Raw genomic sequence first — 16,872 nt, forward strand, 5'->3', positions numbered from 1 at the left:
GTATCGCCGGATTCAGCCGATCGGATGCGACTGCCTGGCAGCAATCGGGTGGCTGCAGTCGGACGAAGAGTTTTAGGGAAGGGCCAGCGTGACTCGGGACCTTGGCGGCGGGGCGCTATGCTGATCGGCATCGATCTCGGGACGACCAACAGTGCAGTGGCCATCTGGCGGGATGGCGCAGCCGAACTCGTGCCCAATGCTCTGGGCGAACTTCTGACCCCGTCGGCCGTCAGCATCGCGCCGGGCGGGCAAGTGTGGATAGGGCGCCCCGCGCTGGACCGGCTGGCTACGCATCCGCAGGACACCGCCACCAGCTTCAAGCGCCGCATGGGCACCGCAGCGACCACCAAACTGGGCGGTAAGGAATACAAGGCCGAAGACCTTTCGGCACTGGTGCTGCAGGCACTGGTAAAGGATGTGGAGGCCCTGACCGGCGAGACGCCGACCGAGGCCGTCATCACCGTCCCCGCCTATTTCAACGACCGCCAGCGCAAAGCCACGCGCCGCGCGGGCGAGCTGGCGGGCCTGACCGTGCGCCGCCTGATCAACGAGCCGACCGCCGCCGCGCTGGCCTTCGGGCTGCAGGATCAGGGCGACCGTGAGGCATTTCTTGTTTTCGACCTTGGCGGCGGCACGTTCGACGTTTCGATCGTGGAAATGTTCGAGGGCATCGTGGAAGTGCGCGCCTCCGCCGGCGACAACCGGCTTGGCGGGGATGATTTCGACGATGTGCTGGCCGCGCTGATGGCGCCGCGCATCGATCCCGAGAACCGTCTGGCCGCCCTGCCCGCCGAACGGCGCGACGCCTTGCTGAAGCGCGCCGCCGAAAGCTGCCGCCGCGCGCTGTCCAACGCTTCGGAAGCCGAATTCGCGGTGGTGGTTGAGGAAACGCGCCTGGCCGCCACGGTGACCGATGCCGAGTTCGAGACCGCGTGCGACACTCTGCTGCGCCGCCTGCGCGAACCGGTCGTGCGCGCGCTGCGCGACTGCGCGATCGATGCCGCCGAACTTTCGGACGTGGTGCTGGTGGGCGGCGCCACGCGGATGCCGGTCGTGCGCCGGGCGATCACGCGCCTGTTCGGCCGCTTTCCCAATTCCACGGTCCATCCCGATCACGCCGTGGCGCTGGGCGCGGCGATTCAGGCCGGGCTAGCCGGGCGCGATGCGGCGCTGGAAGAAATCCGCATCACCGACGTCTGCCCTTTCACGCTGGGCATCGAAGTGGCCGAGCGGGACGGCTACGGCGGGATTCAGCGTGGGCTGTTTTCCCCGATCATCGATCGCAACACGCCCGTCCCGGTCAGCCGCGTGAACACCTATTCCACTCTGGCGGACAACCAGAAGAAGCTGGAATTCGGCATCTATCAGGGCGAGGCCCGCGAAGTGCGCGGGAACGTGAAGCTGGGCGACATGACCGTGCCCGTCCCCCCGCGCGCTGCGGGCGAGATTTCGGTAGAGGTCCGCTTTTCCTACGACAGTTCGGGTCTGCTGGAGATCGACGTCCACGTTCCCGAAAACGGCGCGACCCGCAATCTGGTGATCGTGGACGAGGAGGATCGGCCCGACCGCAAGCAGATCGAGCAGCGCCGTGCCGCCCTTGCCCAGCTGAAGCACCACCCGCGTGAGGATGCCGGCAATGTCGCGCTGATGGCCCGGGCGGAGCGGTGCTACGAAGACCACATTGGCGAATTGCGCCAGATGATCGGCCACTGGATCACGCACTTTGTCGGCGCGCTGGACAGTCAGGACCCGCGCCGCATCGCCGATGCCCGCGCAATGCTTTCGGCAAGGCTGGACGATGTCGAAAGCGTAAGCCCGCTATGAGCCGTCATCCCTGGTCGCTGCTGGGCATCGAGCCCACGGCCGAGACCTCCGCGATCCGCAAGGCTTATGCGGAACAGCTCAAGGCGATGAATGTCGACAGCGACGTTGCCGGCTTTGCCCGGCTGCGTCAGGCGCGCGACCTTGCCTTGCGGCTGGCGCGGACGATGGATGAAGGCAACGTCGAAGCGGCCGATACGGATGGCGCGGACGAAACCGACGCGACGACGGACGCTGCGGCCCCCGAACCCACCCAGCCTGCGGCGTCGACTACTGCGCCTGCCGCTCCCCCGCGCTGGACATTCGCGGCACCGGAACTGCCCGGCGAATGGCAGGATTTCGAGGACCCCGCCGGTCGCCCGCTGGCAACGCGGCCGGGGGAGCCCGATGCATCCACCATGCTGGAACGCATGGCCTGGGCCGCCGCCGCCGCGCGCGAGGTCGGCCACGGCGGCATCAGCGGTGCCGGCATCCCGGTCACCACTATAGATCCTTTCACCGCGCCGCTGCTTGCGGGCAGCCTTGTCGGTGACGACGCGCTGGGCCTGCGCCCGGGTGAAACCCCGGCCGAGCGCCTGACGATCCTGCTCGATCCCGAACGCGACAATGCCGGCGATCCGCTGACCGAAGCGGAAACCCGCCAGGCGACGCGCGCCTTGCGCACGATTCTGGACGAAGTGGCGCAATCGCACGTCTCCCGCCAGCAGCAGATCGAGGATTGGCTGGCGGAAATCCTTGCGCGCGGCTGGCCCCGGTCCGCCCCGCTGCTGGAAGACGCCAGCCGCGCCTTTGGCTGGGAACGCGAATGGAGCGCCCACGATGCTCGTCCGGCCGTGCAGTTCCTTGGCGCGCGCCTGCGCGGTTATCGTTTCCAGCAGAACGCGCTGCAGCCCGATCACCGGTTCCACAAGGCATGGAACGAACTGGCGAAGCCCGGCAAGGCCGGTCCGCTACGATTCGTGGGCGGGCCGGCGCAGAGCGACGTCGACGCCCTGCTGCGCGGTGTCCGCAAGCATTTCCCGGAACTGGAATCGCACTTCGCCGCCGAGCGCGTGGCATCGTGGGAAGGCGGCAATCCGGTCCTGACCGGGTTGCTGGTGCTGCTGGGCATCGCGGCCTTCGCCATTGTCGTCACGATTGCCAATTCATCCTCCCCGCCACCGCCGCAGCCGTCCTCTGCAAACTCCTACGAAGCCGCCCCCTCGGGAGAAGTTTCGCAGGTGATGAACGGGGCCGCGAAGGAGGCCTTCGGCGAAGGCCACGATGCCGACTGGCTGTGGAAGGTGCAGCCCGATCTGGCCCGGACGATCAACGCCAATGTCTCCCGCGGCGTCCGCGCGGGCGAGGATCAGGGGGCGCTGATCGACAAGGCCGTGGCGATCGTACGCATGCGCAGCTACCTCAACGGGCGCGAGCTTTCGGGCGGTCTGTTCGAAACCGCCATGCAACTGCGCCTCGCCCAGCTTCGCGCCGGGCGCAGCCACAGCGTCGGGGCCTGCCAGCAATTGGGCAATTCCGGCTGGTTCGACGGCCCCCTGCCACTCTCGCCCGACGATCGCGCGCGGGAGCGGGATTTCGCCCTCCGCCTTGCGCAGCAGAATGCGCTGGGTCAGCCCAAGGGCATGGGCGATCACAGCGCGATGGTCCCCGGCGAACTCATCGGCAAAGTGATCAAGGCCACAAAGCTGAGCCAAAAGGATGTGCTGGCCGCTATGCAAGGCAAAGGCAGCGATGCCGATCGTTGCGCCGTCACCATCGCCCTGCTGGAGCAGGCGCTGGACTGGCAGGGCAGCAACCGCCGCGAGATCCTGATGACGCTTTGAACGGCGTTGTAACCATCGAGCGGAGCGGCGCGAATTCCCTATCACGAGCGATACGGGAGTGCCCGCGATGCCCATCCGCCCTGTTTCCTTTGCCATGTTGGCAACCGCCGGCCTTGCCGCAGTGGCCCTAGCCCTTACCGGTCCGCGTGGAGAGCCCGCGAACGCTGCCGCCCTGCCCCCGCCCCCTGCGGAAACGGTGCGGCCGTCCGGCCAACAGGTCGCCATTCTGGCAGGGGGATGCTTCTGGGGCATGGAAGGCGTGTTTGAGCACTTGCGCGGCGTAGCCTCGGTAACCTCGGGCTATGCCGGCGGCACGCGTACCAATGCCAATTACGAGTCCGTATCCAGCGAGACCACCGGCCACGCCGAAGCCGTGCGGATCGTCTACGATCCCGCCAAGGTCTCTTACGGCCAGATCCTGCAGGTCTACTTCGGGGCGGCACATGATCCCACGCAAGTGGACGGCCAGTATCCGGATCGCGGGCCCAGCTATCGCTCGGCGATCTTTCCGCAGAACGCCGCGCAGAAGCAGCTGGCAGGCGCCTACATCGCGCAGCTGAACAAGGCCCATGCCTTCCCCAAGCCGATCGCGACGAAGATCGAAACCGGCGCCTTCTTCCCTGCCGAAGCCTATCATCAGGACTTCATGCGCAGGAACCCGAACAACGGTTATATCCAGCGTTGGGACAAGCCCCGGCTGGCCCGGTTCAAGGCCGAATTCCCGCAGCTGTACGTCGGGTAGAATTAGGTGGGGTTAGATCGCCAGCCCGGCCGCACGGGCGCTGGCCCAGGCCCACTGGAAGTTATAGCCGCCCAGCCAGCCGGTAACGTCCACTGCCTCGCCGATGGAGTAGAGGCCAGGCACCTTGCGCGCCTCCATGGACTTGGACGAGAGCCCGCCGGTATCGATGCCGCCCGCCGTCACTTCCGCCTTGGCAAAGCCTTCGGAGCCGTCGGGCACGAATGGCCAGCGGGCCAGCTTCGCCTCGGCAGCGGCCAGCGCCTTGTCCGACATCGCGCCAAGTTCGCCATTGAGTCCCAAGCGTTCGCCAAGCACATCCACAAGACGTTCCGGCAGGCCTTCGCCCAGCACCTTGCGCAAAGTGGCGCGCGGGCGTTCGCGCTTGGCATCCCTCAGCCAGCCCTCTTGTCGATCAGGCAGGAACTGCGTCGTCACCGTCTGGCCGCGCTGCCAATAGCTGGAAATCTGCAGGATAGCGGGACCGGAAAGGCCGCGATGCGTGAATAGGGCCGCCTCACGGAACGCCGCCTTGCCGCACCTCACGATCACTTCGGTGGAGACGCCGGAAAGCTCGCGGAACAGCGCCTCGTCCCCCGACAGTGTAAGCGGCACCAGCGCCGGGCGCGGCTGCACGACCTTCAGGCCGAACTTGCGTGCAAGGTCATAGGCAAAGCCGGTGGCGCCCATCTTGGGGATCGAAGGCCCGCCTGTGGCGATCACCAGCGCCGGCGCAGTGGCCGTGCGGCTGCCGAAAGCCACGCGGTAGAGGCCGTCGGCATGGTCGATCTCCCCCAGCGCGTCGCCGCAGTTCAGTTCGACACCGCCCTTGGCGCACTCTTCCAGCAGCATGGCAACGATCTGCTTGGCCGAACCGTCGCAGAACAATTGCCCCAGCGTCTTTTCATGCCAGGCGATGCCATAGACCTCGACCATTTCCAGAAAATCGGCGGCCGTATAGCGGCTCAGCGCCGACTTCGCGAAGTGCGGATTGCTGGAGAGATAGCGATCCGGCGCAGTGTGGACGTTGGTGAAGTTGCAGCGCCCGCCGCCGGAGATCAGGATCTTCTTGCCCGGTTGATCGGCATGGTCGAGCAGCAGCACTCGCTTGCCGCGCTGCCCGGCCGTGGCGGCGCAGAACAGCCCGGCGGCACCCGCGCCGAGCACGATGGCATCGTAGGCGTCGCTCACGATTGGACCGGAGCCAGTTCCAAGGCCAGCGCCTCTGCCACGCGAATACCGTCGACCGCGGCCGAGAGAATGCCGCCGGCGTAGCCCGCGCCCTCACCCGCCGGGTAAAGCCCGCGCGTATTGAGGCTCTGGAAGTCCTTGCCGCGCGTGATGCGCACGGGTGAGGATGTGCGCGTTTCCACGCCGGTCATCACCACATCCGGATGGTCGTAACCCGGCACCTGGCGGCCGAACACCGGCAGCGCTTCACGGATCGCGTCCACCACGAAGTCCGGCAGGCACTGCTTCAACTCGGTCAGGTGCACACCCGGCTGATAGCTGGGGATCACTTCGCCGAACTCGGTCGACGGGCGATCCGCCAGAAAATCGCCCAGCTTCTGCCCCGGCGCCTTGTAGTTCGATCCGCCGGCCTTGAAGGCCAGTTCCTCGAACTTGCGCTGGAAGGCTACACCCGCCAGCGGATCGCCGGGGTAGTCCTCTTCCGGATTGATATCGACGACAAGGCCGGAGTTGGCATTGAACTCGGCCCGCGAATACTGGCTCATGCCGTTGGTGACGACGCGGCCCTCTTCGCTGGCCGCCGCCACCACGCGCCCGCCCGGGCACATGCAGAAGCTGTAGACGGTGCGGCCGTTCGAAGCCTTGTGCGCGATCGAATAGGCCGCCGCGCCGAGGATCTTGTTGCCCGCATTGGGACCGTACCGCGCCGTGTCGATCCAGCTTTGCGGATGTTCGATGCGCACGCCGATGGCGAAAGGCTTGGCCTCCATGAAGACGCCGCGATCGTGAAGCACCTGAAAGGTATCGCGCGCCGAGTGGCCGACCGCCATGATCACATGGCTGGCGGGCAGGAATTCGCCATTGGAAAGGTGCAGGCCGGTGAGGCGGCGGTTGCCCTCGGCATCTTCCTCCACCTCGAAATCGTCGACGCGGGTGCTGAAGCGGTATTCGCCGCCAAGCCGCTCGATCGTTTCGCGCATGGACATCACCATGGTGACAAGGCGGAACGTGCCGATGTGCGGGTGCGCTTCGGTCAGGATATCGTCCGGCGCGCCGGCCTTCACGAATTCGGTCAGAACCTTGCGCCCCAAATGACGCGAGTCCTTGATGCGGCTGTAGAGCTTGCCGTCGGAGAATGTGCCCGCGCCGCCTTCGCCGTATTGCACATTGCTTTCGGGATCGAGCACGGAACGGCGCCACAGGCCCCAGGTGTCCTTGGTGCGTTCGCGCACGGCCTTGCCGCGCTCGACGATGATCGGCTTGAAGCCCATCTGCGCCAGAATCAGCGCGGCCAGCAGCCCGCAGGGCCCAGTGCCGATCACCACCGGGCGCTGGCCGGACCAGCCCTCCGGCGCATGGGTGACGAACTTGTAGCTGGTATCGGGCGTGGGGCGCACGTGCTGGTCGTCATGGAAACGCGCCAGCAGTTCGGCTTCGTCCTTCACGTCCAGATCGAGGGTGTAGACCAGCTTGATCGCGGTCTTGCGGCGCGCGTCGTTGCCACGGCGCACCACGGTCAGGCGTTCGATCTGGTCGGGCGCAATGCCAAGGCGTTCGCAGACGGCAGCCTCAAGGGCGGCCGGGGCGTGGTCTAGCGGCAGGGCAAGGTCGGAAAGGCGGATCATCCGCGCGCCCTTATACCCGATCGGCCGGTAAAGCCACGGCCGATGCCGCCGGCTGCGAGTTTACGGGCTATCCCGCTTCGCGCGGGTATACCCCCGCCAGCACGCGGTCGAAATGATTGCGCACTTGCGCATTGCACGAACAGGCCTTGCTCGCCAGCCCGCCGCGATCGAGCACGGTGATGCCGCCGCGCCGCGTGCGCAACAGGCCGTCGCGCTTGAAACGCTGCAGTACGCGGCTGGCGTAACTGCGGCCGATGCCCATCATCGATGCAAGCTGCTCCTGCGTCATCGTCACATCATCGCACCCGATGCGGTCCACGGCGGCACCCAGCCAGCGCGCGGCGCGCTGTTCGATGGTGTGCACCGCATTGCAGGCGATCGACTGGAACACCTGAGCCATCACGCAATCGGCATAACGGGCGAAAAGGTTGGCCACGGCGGGTGATCGGTCCTTGATCTCTTCCAGTTGGCGCGTGGGAATGCGCCAGAACCGCCCGGCATGGAGCACACCGGAACGGGCATAGGCCGGAAGGTGGCCCATGCTCACCACCCCGCCAAGCGCCCCTTCGCGGCCGACGAGGATGGTTTCCACCTCGATCCCGTTGTCCAGTTCGATGAAGTAGGAACAGACCGCAGCCCCGCGCGGGAGGTAGCAATATTCCACCTGATCACCCGGCCGGTAGATCACTTCTCCAGCCGCCATCCTGACGTCGACGAGGTGGGGGTCCAGCAGCCCCCGGTCCCCCGGACGAAGCGCCCGGAGTAGATCGCTGTCTTCCTGAACGATCTGTACATCCATTCGTGAAATCCCGAAATCTGTTCACCGGACCGCGCTTCTGGCTACTTTTGCCAGCCGCCGGCCCCTCACGAGCCAGACAACCCCACAAAACCGCTCCGGTTCCGTGCACATGTGAACAGACGGTTCCACTTCGGATTGCTAAGACCGTATTTCGCCGCGGCAGCTGGTCCGAACCAGGCGCGCGGTTTCGATGTGCGGCCAATGTGTGGGCCGATTGCCGAACACGTGTTAATCGGGAACACAGGGTCGTGGGGAGAGTTGACAGGCGCTGGAGGGGCGGTGTCTGGAATGGCCGAAGCGCTCCGATATATCTTATTGTGAATCAGAGCCTTCCGCCCCAGAGCGAGTAGCCGATGCGAACCGAGGACAAGATGACCGGACACGCCAGTTTCACGATGCCTGGGCTCACCGATGCCGGGCGGGATGACAGAACGCACCTTGATGGCTGACGGCGGCGAAATGTCCGGCAACACGGTCAGTCTGGACACCTGCGCGCTGGAGCCGATCCACGTGATCGGCAGAATCCAGAGCTTTGGCTGGCTCGTCTCGTTTTCCAGCGACTGGATCGTCAACCACGTCTCGCTCAACTGCGCCGACCTGTTCGGGCAGGACCCCCATGCGATGATCGGGATGCCTGCCGTTCAGTTCCTTTCGCCCAGCGCAATGCATGACGTCCGCTCCCGCGTGCAGGTGCTGGGCGGCGGTGCCGGCGTCGAGCGCGTGTTCGAGGTGGACCTTGTTGGCGATGGACGGCTGTTCGACCTGGCGCTCCACGTTTCCGGCCGATCCTATGTGCTGGAGATCGAACCGCGTGAGGCAGGCCGCCGCCGCGATTTCGTCAGCTATGTACGGCCGATGATAGAGCGCCTGCGCGAAGCGCCATCGCTCGAAAAGCTCTGCGCCAGCGCGGCGCGTCACTTGCGTGCCTTGACCGGGTTCGACCGGGTCATGATCTACCGATTCGATGCCGATGGCGCGGGCGAGGTGATCGCCGAAAGCCTGAACGGCATGGTGGACAGTTTCCAGGGCCTGCATTTCCCCGCCTCTGACATTCCGGCACAGGCACGCCGCCTCTATTCGCGCAACTTGCTGCGCATCATTTCGGATATCGACGATCCTACCGTGCCGATCTACCCGGCCACCGGCCCCAGCGGCGATCCGCTGGATCTTTCGATGTCCGGCCTCCGCGCGGTTTCGCCGATCCATATCGAATACTTGCGCAACATGGGGGTGAAGGCCTCCATGTCGGTTTCGATCATGCGCCGGGGCAAGTTGTGGGGCCTGATGGCATGCCATCATTATGCGCCGCTTACCCTCTCCTATTCCGCACGCACGGCCAGCGAACTGTTCGGCGAGTTCTTCGCCTATCTGCTGGAGCAGAAGGAAACCGATTTCACGTTGGACCGCCGATCCGCTTCGGTACGTTTGCATGACGAGATCATGGCGCGCGTCGCCGGCGGCGGATCGCTGCTTGAGGCGTTCGAAGATTTCGGAGAGGCGATCGGCCGCGTCATCCCCTTCGACGGCGTAATCGGCTGGGTGGACGGGCGTTTCGTTTCCCGCGGAGCCACGCCGGATGAAGCGCAGTTTCGGGAACTTGCAAGGTTTCTCAACACCGCAGGCGCCAGCACGATCTGGTCTACCGACACGATTGCCCGCCTGTTCGAACCAGCCGACGAATGGGCGGACAAGGCGGCCGGCCTGTTGGCCCTGCCCGTCAGCCGTACGCCAAGGGACTACATCGTGCTGTTCCGGCGGGAACAGCTGCGCGAGGTCAACTGGGCGGGAAATCCGGAAAAGGCGATGGAACTCGGCCCCAATGGCCCGCGCCTCACGCCCCGCAAAAGTTTCGAGATCTGGAAGGAAGAGCGCCGCGGCCAGTGCCGAGCGTGGAGCGCGGACGAGATCCAAGCCGCGGAATCGCTGCGCGTCACCCTGCTGGAGGTGGTCCTGCGGCTGGCCGATGCCGCCCATGCAGAACGCGAGAGAGCCAATCGCCAGCAGGACATGCTGATCGCCGAGCTGAACCACCGGGTGCGCAACATCCTCAATCTTATTCGCGGGCTGGTGACGCAAAGCCGCGAAGGGGCGCACTCCATCGACGAATTTGCCGATATCGTCGGCAGCCGCATCCATGCGCTGGCTCGCGCCCACGATCAGGTTACGCTGAAGGACTGGACGCCATCCTCGCTCTATGAACTGATCCGGACCGAGGCCGCCGCCTATGCCGGCCCCGACAGCGGCAGCAGCATGGATAGAATAGTGATCGAAGGCCCTGACGCACTGATCGCGCCTGGGGCATTCACCACGCTGGCCCTGGTGTTCCATGAACTGACGACCAACTCGGTAAAATATGGCGCACTGTCCGTGCCGCGCGGAACCGTGATGGTCAAACTTTGCCGGGATGACGACGGCGCACTGGAAATAGACTGGCGCGAAACGGATGGCCCTGAGGTGGCGCCGCCCACCCGACGCGGTTTCGGATCGACGATCATCGAACGCACGATCCCGCACGAACTTTCAGGATCGGCTACGGTGGAATTTCCGGAATCCGGTCTCTGCGCAAGGTTCCTGCTACCTGCCGAACATATTGCCGCGTTCGAAACGCCGACGCAGGCCACCGGCCGCCCGCGTGTCGAAACCGTCCATACGGCCAAGTTCGATGCGGCCGTGCACAACGGCGCCGCGCTGGTGGTGGAGGATAATGTGATTATCGCCATGGAAGCGGAAGACGCGCTGCGCGAATTGGGCTTCGATGATTGCCGGATTGCCGGCACCGTGGCCGATGCGCTGGCCCTCGTGGCGACAGGAGAGATTTCCTTCGCGATGCTTGACGTCAATCTGGGCAAGCACACCAGCGAGGACGTTGCCCATGCGCTGCGCGACAGGAAAACACCCTTCATCTTCGCCAGCGGCTATGGCGAACGATCGGCGCTGGCGGAAACCTTTGCCGATGTGCCGATCGTGACCAAACCTTACGGCCTGCGCGACATCAAGGCCGCACTGGCGCAGCTGGCGGAACGATAGTCCGCCGGTTCGCATCCAGCTTCGGGAGGCCCGCCTATCCCCAACTGGCGGCCGGTGGAGCGCCCTCTAGGAAAGCGATCAGGCCCCGCTCCTCACGCGTCAGCCATTGGGTCCGGCGGGGCAGCCGCGCGGGCAGTTCGGGCACGGGATCGTCCTTGCGCACGAAGGCGATCAAGGCCGGGTGGACGTAAGACTTGCGCGCAATCGCGGGGGTGTTGCCAAGCCGATCGGCCACTTCTTCCAGCACCGTTTTCAGATGCGATCCCGGCTGCTCCCACAGGCGTGCAAAAGCGATCGTGCTGGCCGCGAAAGTGCGGAAATCCTTGGCGGAGAATTCCTCCCCCATCGTTTCGTGCAAGTAGGCGTTCACATCCTGCGATCCGACCGGGATCGCGCAGCCTTCGTCATCAAGGTACTGGAACAAGTGCTGGCCCGGCAGGTCCTGCATACGCCGCACGCAGGACACCAGCGCACGATCGGCACTGACCACTTCACGCAGCTTGCCATGCTTGCCACGAAACCGCAGGCGCAGCTTGCGGCCCTGAAGCGTGGCATGGCGCGTGCGAAGCGTGGTCGCGCCGAAACTCTTGTTGGTCGCGGCATAGCGTTCGTTGCCGATGCGGATCGCCTCGGCATCCAGCAATGCCACGATCGAGGCTACGGCGCGTTCGCGGCACAGGCCATGCCCCGCCAGATCGCGGGCGACGCGTTCCCGCAGCGCCGGCAAGGCGCGCCCGAACGGTGCGCAGCGATCGAACTTGCGAGCATCGCGGTCCGCACGCCAATCGGGATGATAACGATACTGCTTTCGCCCGCGCGCATCGAATCCGGTCGCCAGCAGATGCACTTCGGCCAGAGGCGAGAACCAGCAATCGACATAGGCGGGCGGCAGCGCGATGCGGTTCAGGCGGTCGATTTCATCCCGGTTGGTGATCCGCGCCCCGTCGGGGCCAAAATAGGCCCATTTGCCCGCTCGCGTGCGACTGCGCGTAATTCCGGGCGTGTCGGGATCGGCAAAGCTGAGGCGCGGCATCGGCGTGATCGTGCTTTCTTGTCGTTTGCCCGATGCAAACGCACCAATCGCCCCGTGGTTGTCTCCGATCCGGAAACCTTGCGGCGTGCCCGCCCGTTTCACCGCCATACGCAGCATCCGAAGGATAGAGACACATGGCCGATGCCCGCATCTTCAAGGTTCTGAAGCAGGATCACGACCGCCAGCGCCAGATGCTGGAGCAATTGGGCGAAACCCATGGCGACAGCCCCGAACGCCGCGCCCAGTTCGAGGCGCTACGCCGCGAACTTCAGGCCCATGCGGCGGCTGAGGAGGAGACGCTCTACGCCACGATGCTGGCCAAGCCGGACCTTCGCGACGATGCACGCCATTCGGTTTCCGAACACAAGGAAATCGACGATTTCCTGGGCGAACTGGTTCAAACCGAAATGAGTTCGCCCGGCTGGCTGGTGAAGTTCAAGGAGATGCGCCACCGCTACCTCCACCACATCGACGAGGAGGAGGAAGACATGTTCCCCACCGCCGCAAAGGCCCTTTCGGCTGAGGAGGAACGCCACATGGCCAAGCAGTTCGCAACCCGCAAGCCACGCGAACTGGAAGCCGCGGTTACCGAACTGCCCGGCGACGCACGCGAATAAAAAAGACCCGCCGCCTGACAAACAGAAGTCTACGCCGGCTTTCCACGTTTGACGCGCGGGGAATTACCATGACCTTTTCTTCCCGGCCCCCTGTAATCCGGGAACGCCCCTAGTCTTCGCGGCGTTTGATTTATGACCGAGAGGAGACCGTCATGGATCACAATGTGCGCGAAACGTTCTGGAAAGCTTTTGCAATCAGCCCAGTAGCCATGATCCGGCTGGAAAATTCCCCCGGACATGCTGAACCGATGACGGCCCTGCTCGACAAGGAAGCCCATCACGCGGTCTGGTTCGTTTGCCGGCGAGACAATCGCATCGGCAAAGGCGGCCGCGCCATGGCTCAGGTCGTTACGCTGGGCCACGAAGTTTTCGCCTGTGTGGCCGGGACGCTGGTCCCCGAAACCGACCCCGCCGCGCGCGAGAAGCATTGGAATAACGCGGTAGAAAGCTGGTTTCCTGGCGGCAGACACGACCCCAACGTGGTCATGCTGCGTTTCGAGGTGGACGATGCGGAAGTCTGGACCATGGACATCGGCTTGAAGGGCCTGTTCAGGCTGGCCACCGGCGGCACGATCGATCCGGCCAGGGTGGGCGAACACGAGACCGGCGTGGTCTGAACTTACTTATCCCGTTAGTTCCAAACCGTCCTGCCCAAGACCGACTTGCGCAAACAGACCGTCCGGAAATTCGCGCATTCGCAAATTTCCGGACGGTCTATGGTTTGGCACGGGTTTCTAGAGAAGTGACTTGGACTGCTTCAACACCATGTCGCAGGCCTTCTGTCGAACCTGCTTCGGCGCCTTGTCCAGCGAGAAAGTCTTGCCGTCGCTGCCGAGAATATTGCCGGCAGCGCCGGAGGTGTAGCTTGGACTATCCTGTGCAACATCGGGCTTCTTGCTGAGCGCGGAATAGACCGAATTGCCCTGCACCTGATCGATAAGCTTGTTCTTCGCGCAGTAGGACAGGACGCCGGCCGCGTTGCTGCCCCCGATCGAGGACACATCGGGCAAGGCAGAAGAGACCCCAGGGATCTGACCCGAACTTTGCGTTGCGGTGGCCATCGCCATGATGGTCACAAGGGAAATCGGAATGAGCGCGATCGCGCGACGATTTTTGAACGGCTTCATGGGCAACTCCCGTCACGGAAGTGGAAAGCCCCCCACAATCTTTGCTATCACTGCATCGCCAGGCAATGGCAACCGTTTCTCGACGTCAGACGCACTGGAACCGCCTTTCAGGCGCGCTGCTGCAGCTGCTGCAATGGCTCCAGTTCGCGAGGCCGCCCTGCTTCGGGACAACCCGCCAGCGCATAGGCTACCGCATTGAGTATCGCCTCGCGTGAGAATGGCTTCTGCACCACACCCACCGCAGTGGGTGCCGGACTATCGATCTGTCCGGGGTTCGCAGTGACATAAATCACCCGAGACCCGAACTTCACCGCGATCTCCCTGGCAATCGCCGGACCTGTCAATCCGTCGCGCAAGTTGAGATCGATCAGTGCGACGTCCGGAGCCTCGCCCAGCGATGCAATCGAAGCTGCATCGGGATAAGTGCCCAGCACTTCGTGCCCGCCATCGGAAAGGATGTCTTCCAGTTGCAGTGCCACCAGAAATTCATCCTCTACGATGAGAACTTTGGCTGCCCCCGTGACTTCCAACGCAGCCCCCCCTGAAATCATCTGGCCCAAGACACGGCATTCCTTGTCATGCGGCGAGTTCGGCATCCTCGTCGACGTTGGCGATCCTGACCAGCTCTTCGAAGAAGGCATCCACGGCGTCTCCGGTCAAGACAAAATTGTGACGGAAATCCGGGAGCTGTCCGGATTCGAGAACTTTGGCCAGCATGGCGCGGGCCCGGCAGATGCGGCTCTTCACCGTACCAAGCGCAATGCCGCAGATCCGTGCGATTTCCTCATAGGAAAGGTTGCCGGCGGCCACCAGGATCAGGGCCTCCCGATAAGTCTCGGGAATGGTGGTCAGCGCGCGCAGCACATCGGCCAATTCCACGCTGCTTTCCTGGCTGGCTTCTGCGCAAAGGATGCGTTCGGCCGCAACCTCGTCGTAATCGCCATGGAAGCGGGCGCGGCGCGCCTCGCTATAGAAATGATTGCGCAGGATCGTGAACGTCCAGGCCTTGAAATTGGTGCCGGCCGCGTAGCGATCGCGTGCAGCCCAGGCGCGCAGCATGGTTTCCTGCGCAAGATCGTCCGCGCGATCGCGGCAGCCGCACAGGCCGCGCGCAAATGCACGCAGGTGCGGCGCCACTTCTGCGAGCGCACGCTTGAAGTCGCGGTCGTTGAGGCGAGCCACCGGAGCAGCCTTTACCGACGCCTCGTGATGCGTCTCAGTTTCGGCCCCTGCTTCGATCGTTCCAGCCATCGCGATACCCTCCATTTTATCCGCCCACCCCGGAGCAAGCCGGGATCAGTGACGGGGTAACGCAGCCAACTTGCGGAAAGTTCCCGGAAAGACGCAAATGCAAGCCACCCTGTCGCACAAGAGCACCGGACCGACGCACCGGCACCACCGAGCCGAAAAGGCAGATATGCGAAAAAATACGCAGAGCGTGGGAACAAGCATGCCGCAAAACGATTGAGGCCTCCGTTCACTTCTTTCGGTGAACGGAGGCCTTCGGGATCGGATCACCACCGGTTTGCGGGGGGTGGGGGAGCCAGTGGTGATGTCCGTGAAACGTGCAAACGTTTGGTTGGTTCCCGTCACGAAGCGCCGCGCGAAAAAAATTTTGATGTTGCCCTGCCCTCCCACGGTTGCCAGACATTGCAACGTGGTCGGGGTGCAAAACCGGTTTCGCCGGGTAAGAATACAACGGGAACCATTGTTCCAGGAGCCGAGGAATTTCGATGTCCGTCTCTGACCAGATCGCAGCCCAACTGCCCTACCTGCGCCGCTACGCGCGTGCGCTGACCGGCTCTCAGCATTCGGGCGACGCCTATGTCCGCACCACGCTGGAAGCCGCGCTTGCGGACCGCGCGTTGCGCGAGGAGATCGCCCAGAGCCGCGCCGCACTTTACGCCGGCTTCACCCGCATCTGGGCGACCGGGCATGTCGAGGATCCCTCACCGCTGCTTTCCGCCGACGTGGAAGGCGCCGAACAGGCGGCACAGACGCGGCTCGCCCGCGTTGCGCCGACGCATCGGCAGGCCCTGCTGCTGACCACCGTGGAAGAATTCTCTCGCGAAGAGACGGCCGCCATCCTGGGGGTCACGCCGGAAGAGGTGGATGCGCTGGTCATGCAGGCGGTGATCGAAATCGAAAGCGAAAGCACGACCGACGTGCTGATCATCGAGGATGAGCCGCTGATTTCGATGCAACTGGAAGGCCTGGTGACTGAGCTTGGCCACAATGTGGTCGGCACCGCTGCCACGCACGCCCAGGCGTTGCAGATCTTCGAGCGGAGCCCTGCCGGGCTGGTGCTGGCCGATATCCAGCTGGCCGACGGCAGTTCGGGGATCGATGCAGTGGAAGATCTGTTGCGCTTCGGCGACGTGCCGGTGATCTTCATTACCGCCTATCCGGAACGCCTGCTGACCGGTGAACGGCCGGAGCCGACCTACCTCGTCACCAAGCCGTTCCAGGAAGCCACGGTGCGTGCGGCGATCAGCCAGGCGCTGTTCTTCGCGCCGGGCCGCACTTTGGCCTGACATCCACCGGGGCCTGACATCCATCGGGAAATCCGTCGCTTGCGGATTTCCCGATCTTTTCAGTACAGCGCCGGACGTTCACCCGCGTCGATCGGGGGCAGCACCCTGCCGAACCGGTCACGCGGAGCCTGCGCCTCAAAATCGAGTTCGGGCGGATTGAAGCCCAGATGGCGGACCACCGCTTCATGAAGCGGCGTATCGAAGCGAACGCCGGCGCAGCCGTCGTGCGCCCATACCACCAACCCGCTGCTCCGCTGAATGCCGCCGAAGGAAACTTCGACCGCGTCCCCCACCGTCATCGGCAGTTGCGCGACGTCGAGCATCCCACCGCCGACCGAGAGGTTGTAGAGGAAAACGCTGCCGATCCGCTCCCCGACGCGGCACTCGACCTTCTTTTCCACGATATGCCGGTTCCAGGCACGCGAATCCATGACTTGACCCCCCGAAGAACTCTTCGGGGACGGATTACAGGCCGTTCACTTAAATAAGAGTGAAATAATACGAAAGAACGAGGCCCGCAAAACCGCGTAGCATTG

General features: G+C 64.3%; 15 protein-coding genes. 7 read left to right on the forward strand and 8 right to left on the reverse strand.

The window, feature by feature from the left end; genetic code table 11:
- The first annotated feature begins 117 nt into the window (after window positions 1-117).
- The 3 genes from ACZ1JC_RS24495 (at window position 118) to msrA (ending at window position 4,386) form a co-directional block, all read left to right on the forward strand.
- Window positions 118-1,824: an Hsp70 family protein gene (locus tag ACZ1JC_RS24495; protein ID WP_465137689.1), complete on the forward strand. Its 1,707-nt coding sequence runs from the start codon at window positions 118-120 to the stop codon at window positions 1,822-1,824.
- Entirely contained in the window at window positions 1,821-3,644 is a 1,824-nt protein-coding gene (locus ACZ1JC_RS24500) for a hypothetical protein (protein ID WP_465137688.1), read from the forward strand. The genes ACZ1JC_RS24495 and ACZ1JC_RS24500 overlap by 4 nt, the downstream gene beginning before the upstream one ends.
- A 67-nt stretch (window positions 3,645-3,711) precedes the next feature.
- The gene (gene msrA, locus ACZ1JC_RS24505) at window positions 3,712-4,386 is read left to right on the forward strand and encodes a peptide-methionine (S)-S-oxide reductase MsrA (RefSeq protein ID WP_465137687.1); all 675 of its coding nucleotides are present in this window, start codon (window positions 3,712-3,714) and stop codon (window positions 4,384-4,386) included.
- A gap of 12 nt (window positions 4,387-4,398) precedes the next feature.
- Here the strand turns inward: msrA and ACZ1JC_RS24510 are convergent, their stop codons facing one another.
- The 3 genes from ACZ1JC_RS24510 to ACZ1JC_RS24520 all read right to left on the reverse strand — a co-directional run bounded on the left by ACZ1JC_RS24510 (window position 4,399) and on the right by ACZ1JC_RS24520 (window position 7,998).
- Complete coding sequence (locus ACZ1JC_RS24510; protein ID WP_465137686.1) at window positions 4,399-5,574, reverse strand: BaiN/RdsA family NAD(P)/FAD-dependent oxidoreductase; 1,176 nt, start codon at window positions 5,572-5,574, stop codon at window positions 4,399-4,401.
- Entirely contained in the window at window positions 5,571-7,199 is a 1,629-nt protein-coding gene (locus ACZ1JC_RS24515; protein ID WP_465137685.1) for an NAD(P)/FAD-dependent oxidoreductase, read from the reverse strand. The genes ACZ1JC_RS24510 and ACZ1JC_RS24515 overlap by 4 nt, the downstream gene beginning before the upstream one ends.
- 67 nt (window positions 7,200-7,266) lie before the next feature.
- Window positions 7,267-7,998, reverse strand: coding sequence for a Crp/Fnr family transcriptional regulator (locus ACZ1JC_RS24520; RefSeq protein ID WP_465137684.1), 732 nt, complete (start codon window positions 7,996-7,998; stop codon window positions 7,267-7,269).
- Between the two features lie 423 nt (window positions 7,999-8,421).
- Here ACZ1JC_RS24520 and ACZ1JC_RS24525 point away from each other — a divergent pair, with 423 nt between their 5' ends.
- A complete protein-coding gene (locus ACZ1JC_RS24525; RefSeq protein ID WP_465137683.1) occupies window positions 8,422-11,025 on the forward strand; it encodes an HWE histidine kinase domain-containing protein in 2,604 nt (867 codons plus the stop codon).
- A 34-nt stretch (window positions 11,026-11,059) separates the two neighbouring features.
- Here the strand turns inward: ACZ1JC_RS24525 and ACZ1JC_RS24530 are convergent, their stop codons facing one another.
- On the reverse strand, window positions 11,060-12,058 hold the full coding sequence (locus ACZ1JC_RS24530; RefSeq protein ID WP_465138500.1) for a DNA topoisomerase IB: 999 nt from the start codon (window positions 12,056-12,058) through the stop codon (window positions 11,060-11,062).
- Window positions 12,059-12,192: 134 nt separating this feature from the next.
- Here ACZ1JC_RS24530 and ACZ1JC_RS24535 point away from each other — a divergent pair, with 134 nt between their 5' ends.
- Window positions 12,193-12,675, forward strand: coding sequence for a hemerythrin domain-containing protein (locus ACZ1JC_RS24535; protein WP_465137682.1), 483 nt, complete (start codon window positions 12,193-12,195; stop codon window positions 12,673-12,675).
- A gap of 152 nt (window positions 12,676-12,827) precedes the next feature.
- Window positions 12,828-13,292, forward strand: a complete 465-nt coding sequence (locus tag ACZ1JC_RS24540; RefSeq protein WP_465137681.1) for a pyridoxamine 5'-phosphate oxidase family protein — start codon at window positions 12,828-12,830, stop codon at window positions 13,290-13,292.
- 117 nt (window positions 13,293-13,409) lie between these two features.
- Here the strand turns inward: ACZ1JC_RS24540 and ACZ1JC_RS24545 are convergent, their stop codons facing one another.
- From ACZ1JC_RS24545 to ACZ1JC_RS24555, 3 genes are all read right to left on the reverse strand, one after another.
- A complete protein-coding gene (locus ACZ1JC_RS24545) occupies window positions 13,410-13,802 on the reverse strand; it encodes a DUF2501 domain-containing protein (RefSeq protein WP_465137680.1) in 393 nt (130 codons plus the stop codon).
- A gap of 107 nt (window positions 13,803-13,909) precedes the next feature.
- Window positions 13,910-14,353, reverse strand: coding sequence for a response regulator (locus ACZ1JC_RS24550; RefSeq protein WP_465148464.1), 444 nt, complete (start codon window positions 14,351-14,353; stop codon window positions 13,910-13,912).
- Between the two features lie 25 nt (window positions 14,354-14,378).
- On the reverse strand, window positions 14,379-15,053 hold the full coding sequence (locus ACZ1JC_RS24555; RefSeq protein WP_465137679.1) for a sigma-70 family RNA polymerase sigma factor: 675 nt from the start codon (window positions 15,051-15,053) through the stop codon (window positions 14,379-14,381).
- 482 nt (window positions 15,054-15,535) lie between these two features.
- On the opposite strand from ACZ1JC_RS24555, the gene ACZ1JC_RS24560 reads away from it, so the two are divergent.
- Complete coding sequence (locus ACZ1JC_RS24560) at window positions 15,536-16,336, forward strand: response regulator (protein ID WP_465137678.1); 801 nt, start codon at window positions 15,536-15,538, stop codon at window positions 16,334-16,336.
- A gap of 59 nt (window positions 16,337-16,395) precedes the next feature.
- Here the strand turns inward: ACZ1JC_RS24560 and ACZ1JC_RS24565 are convergent, their stop codons facing one another.
- Window positions 16,396-16,767: a PilZ domain-containing protein gene (locus ACZ1JC_RS24565; protein ID WP_465137677.1), complete on the reverse strand. Its 372-nt coding sequence runs from the start codon at window positions 16,765-16,767 to the stop codon at window positions 16,396-16,398.
- Between the last annotated feature and the right edge of the window lie 105 nt (window positions 16,768-16,872).

Source organism: Sphingomonas sp. BL-S-28, from assembly GCF_055521515.1.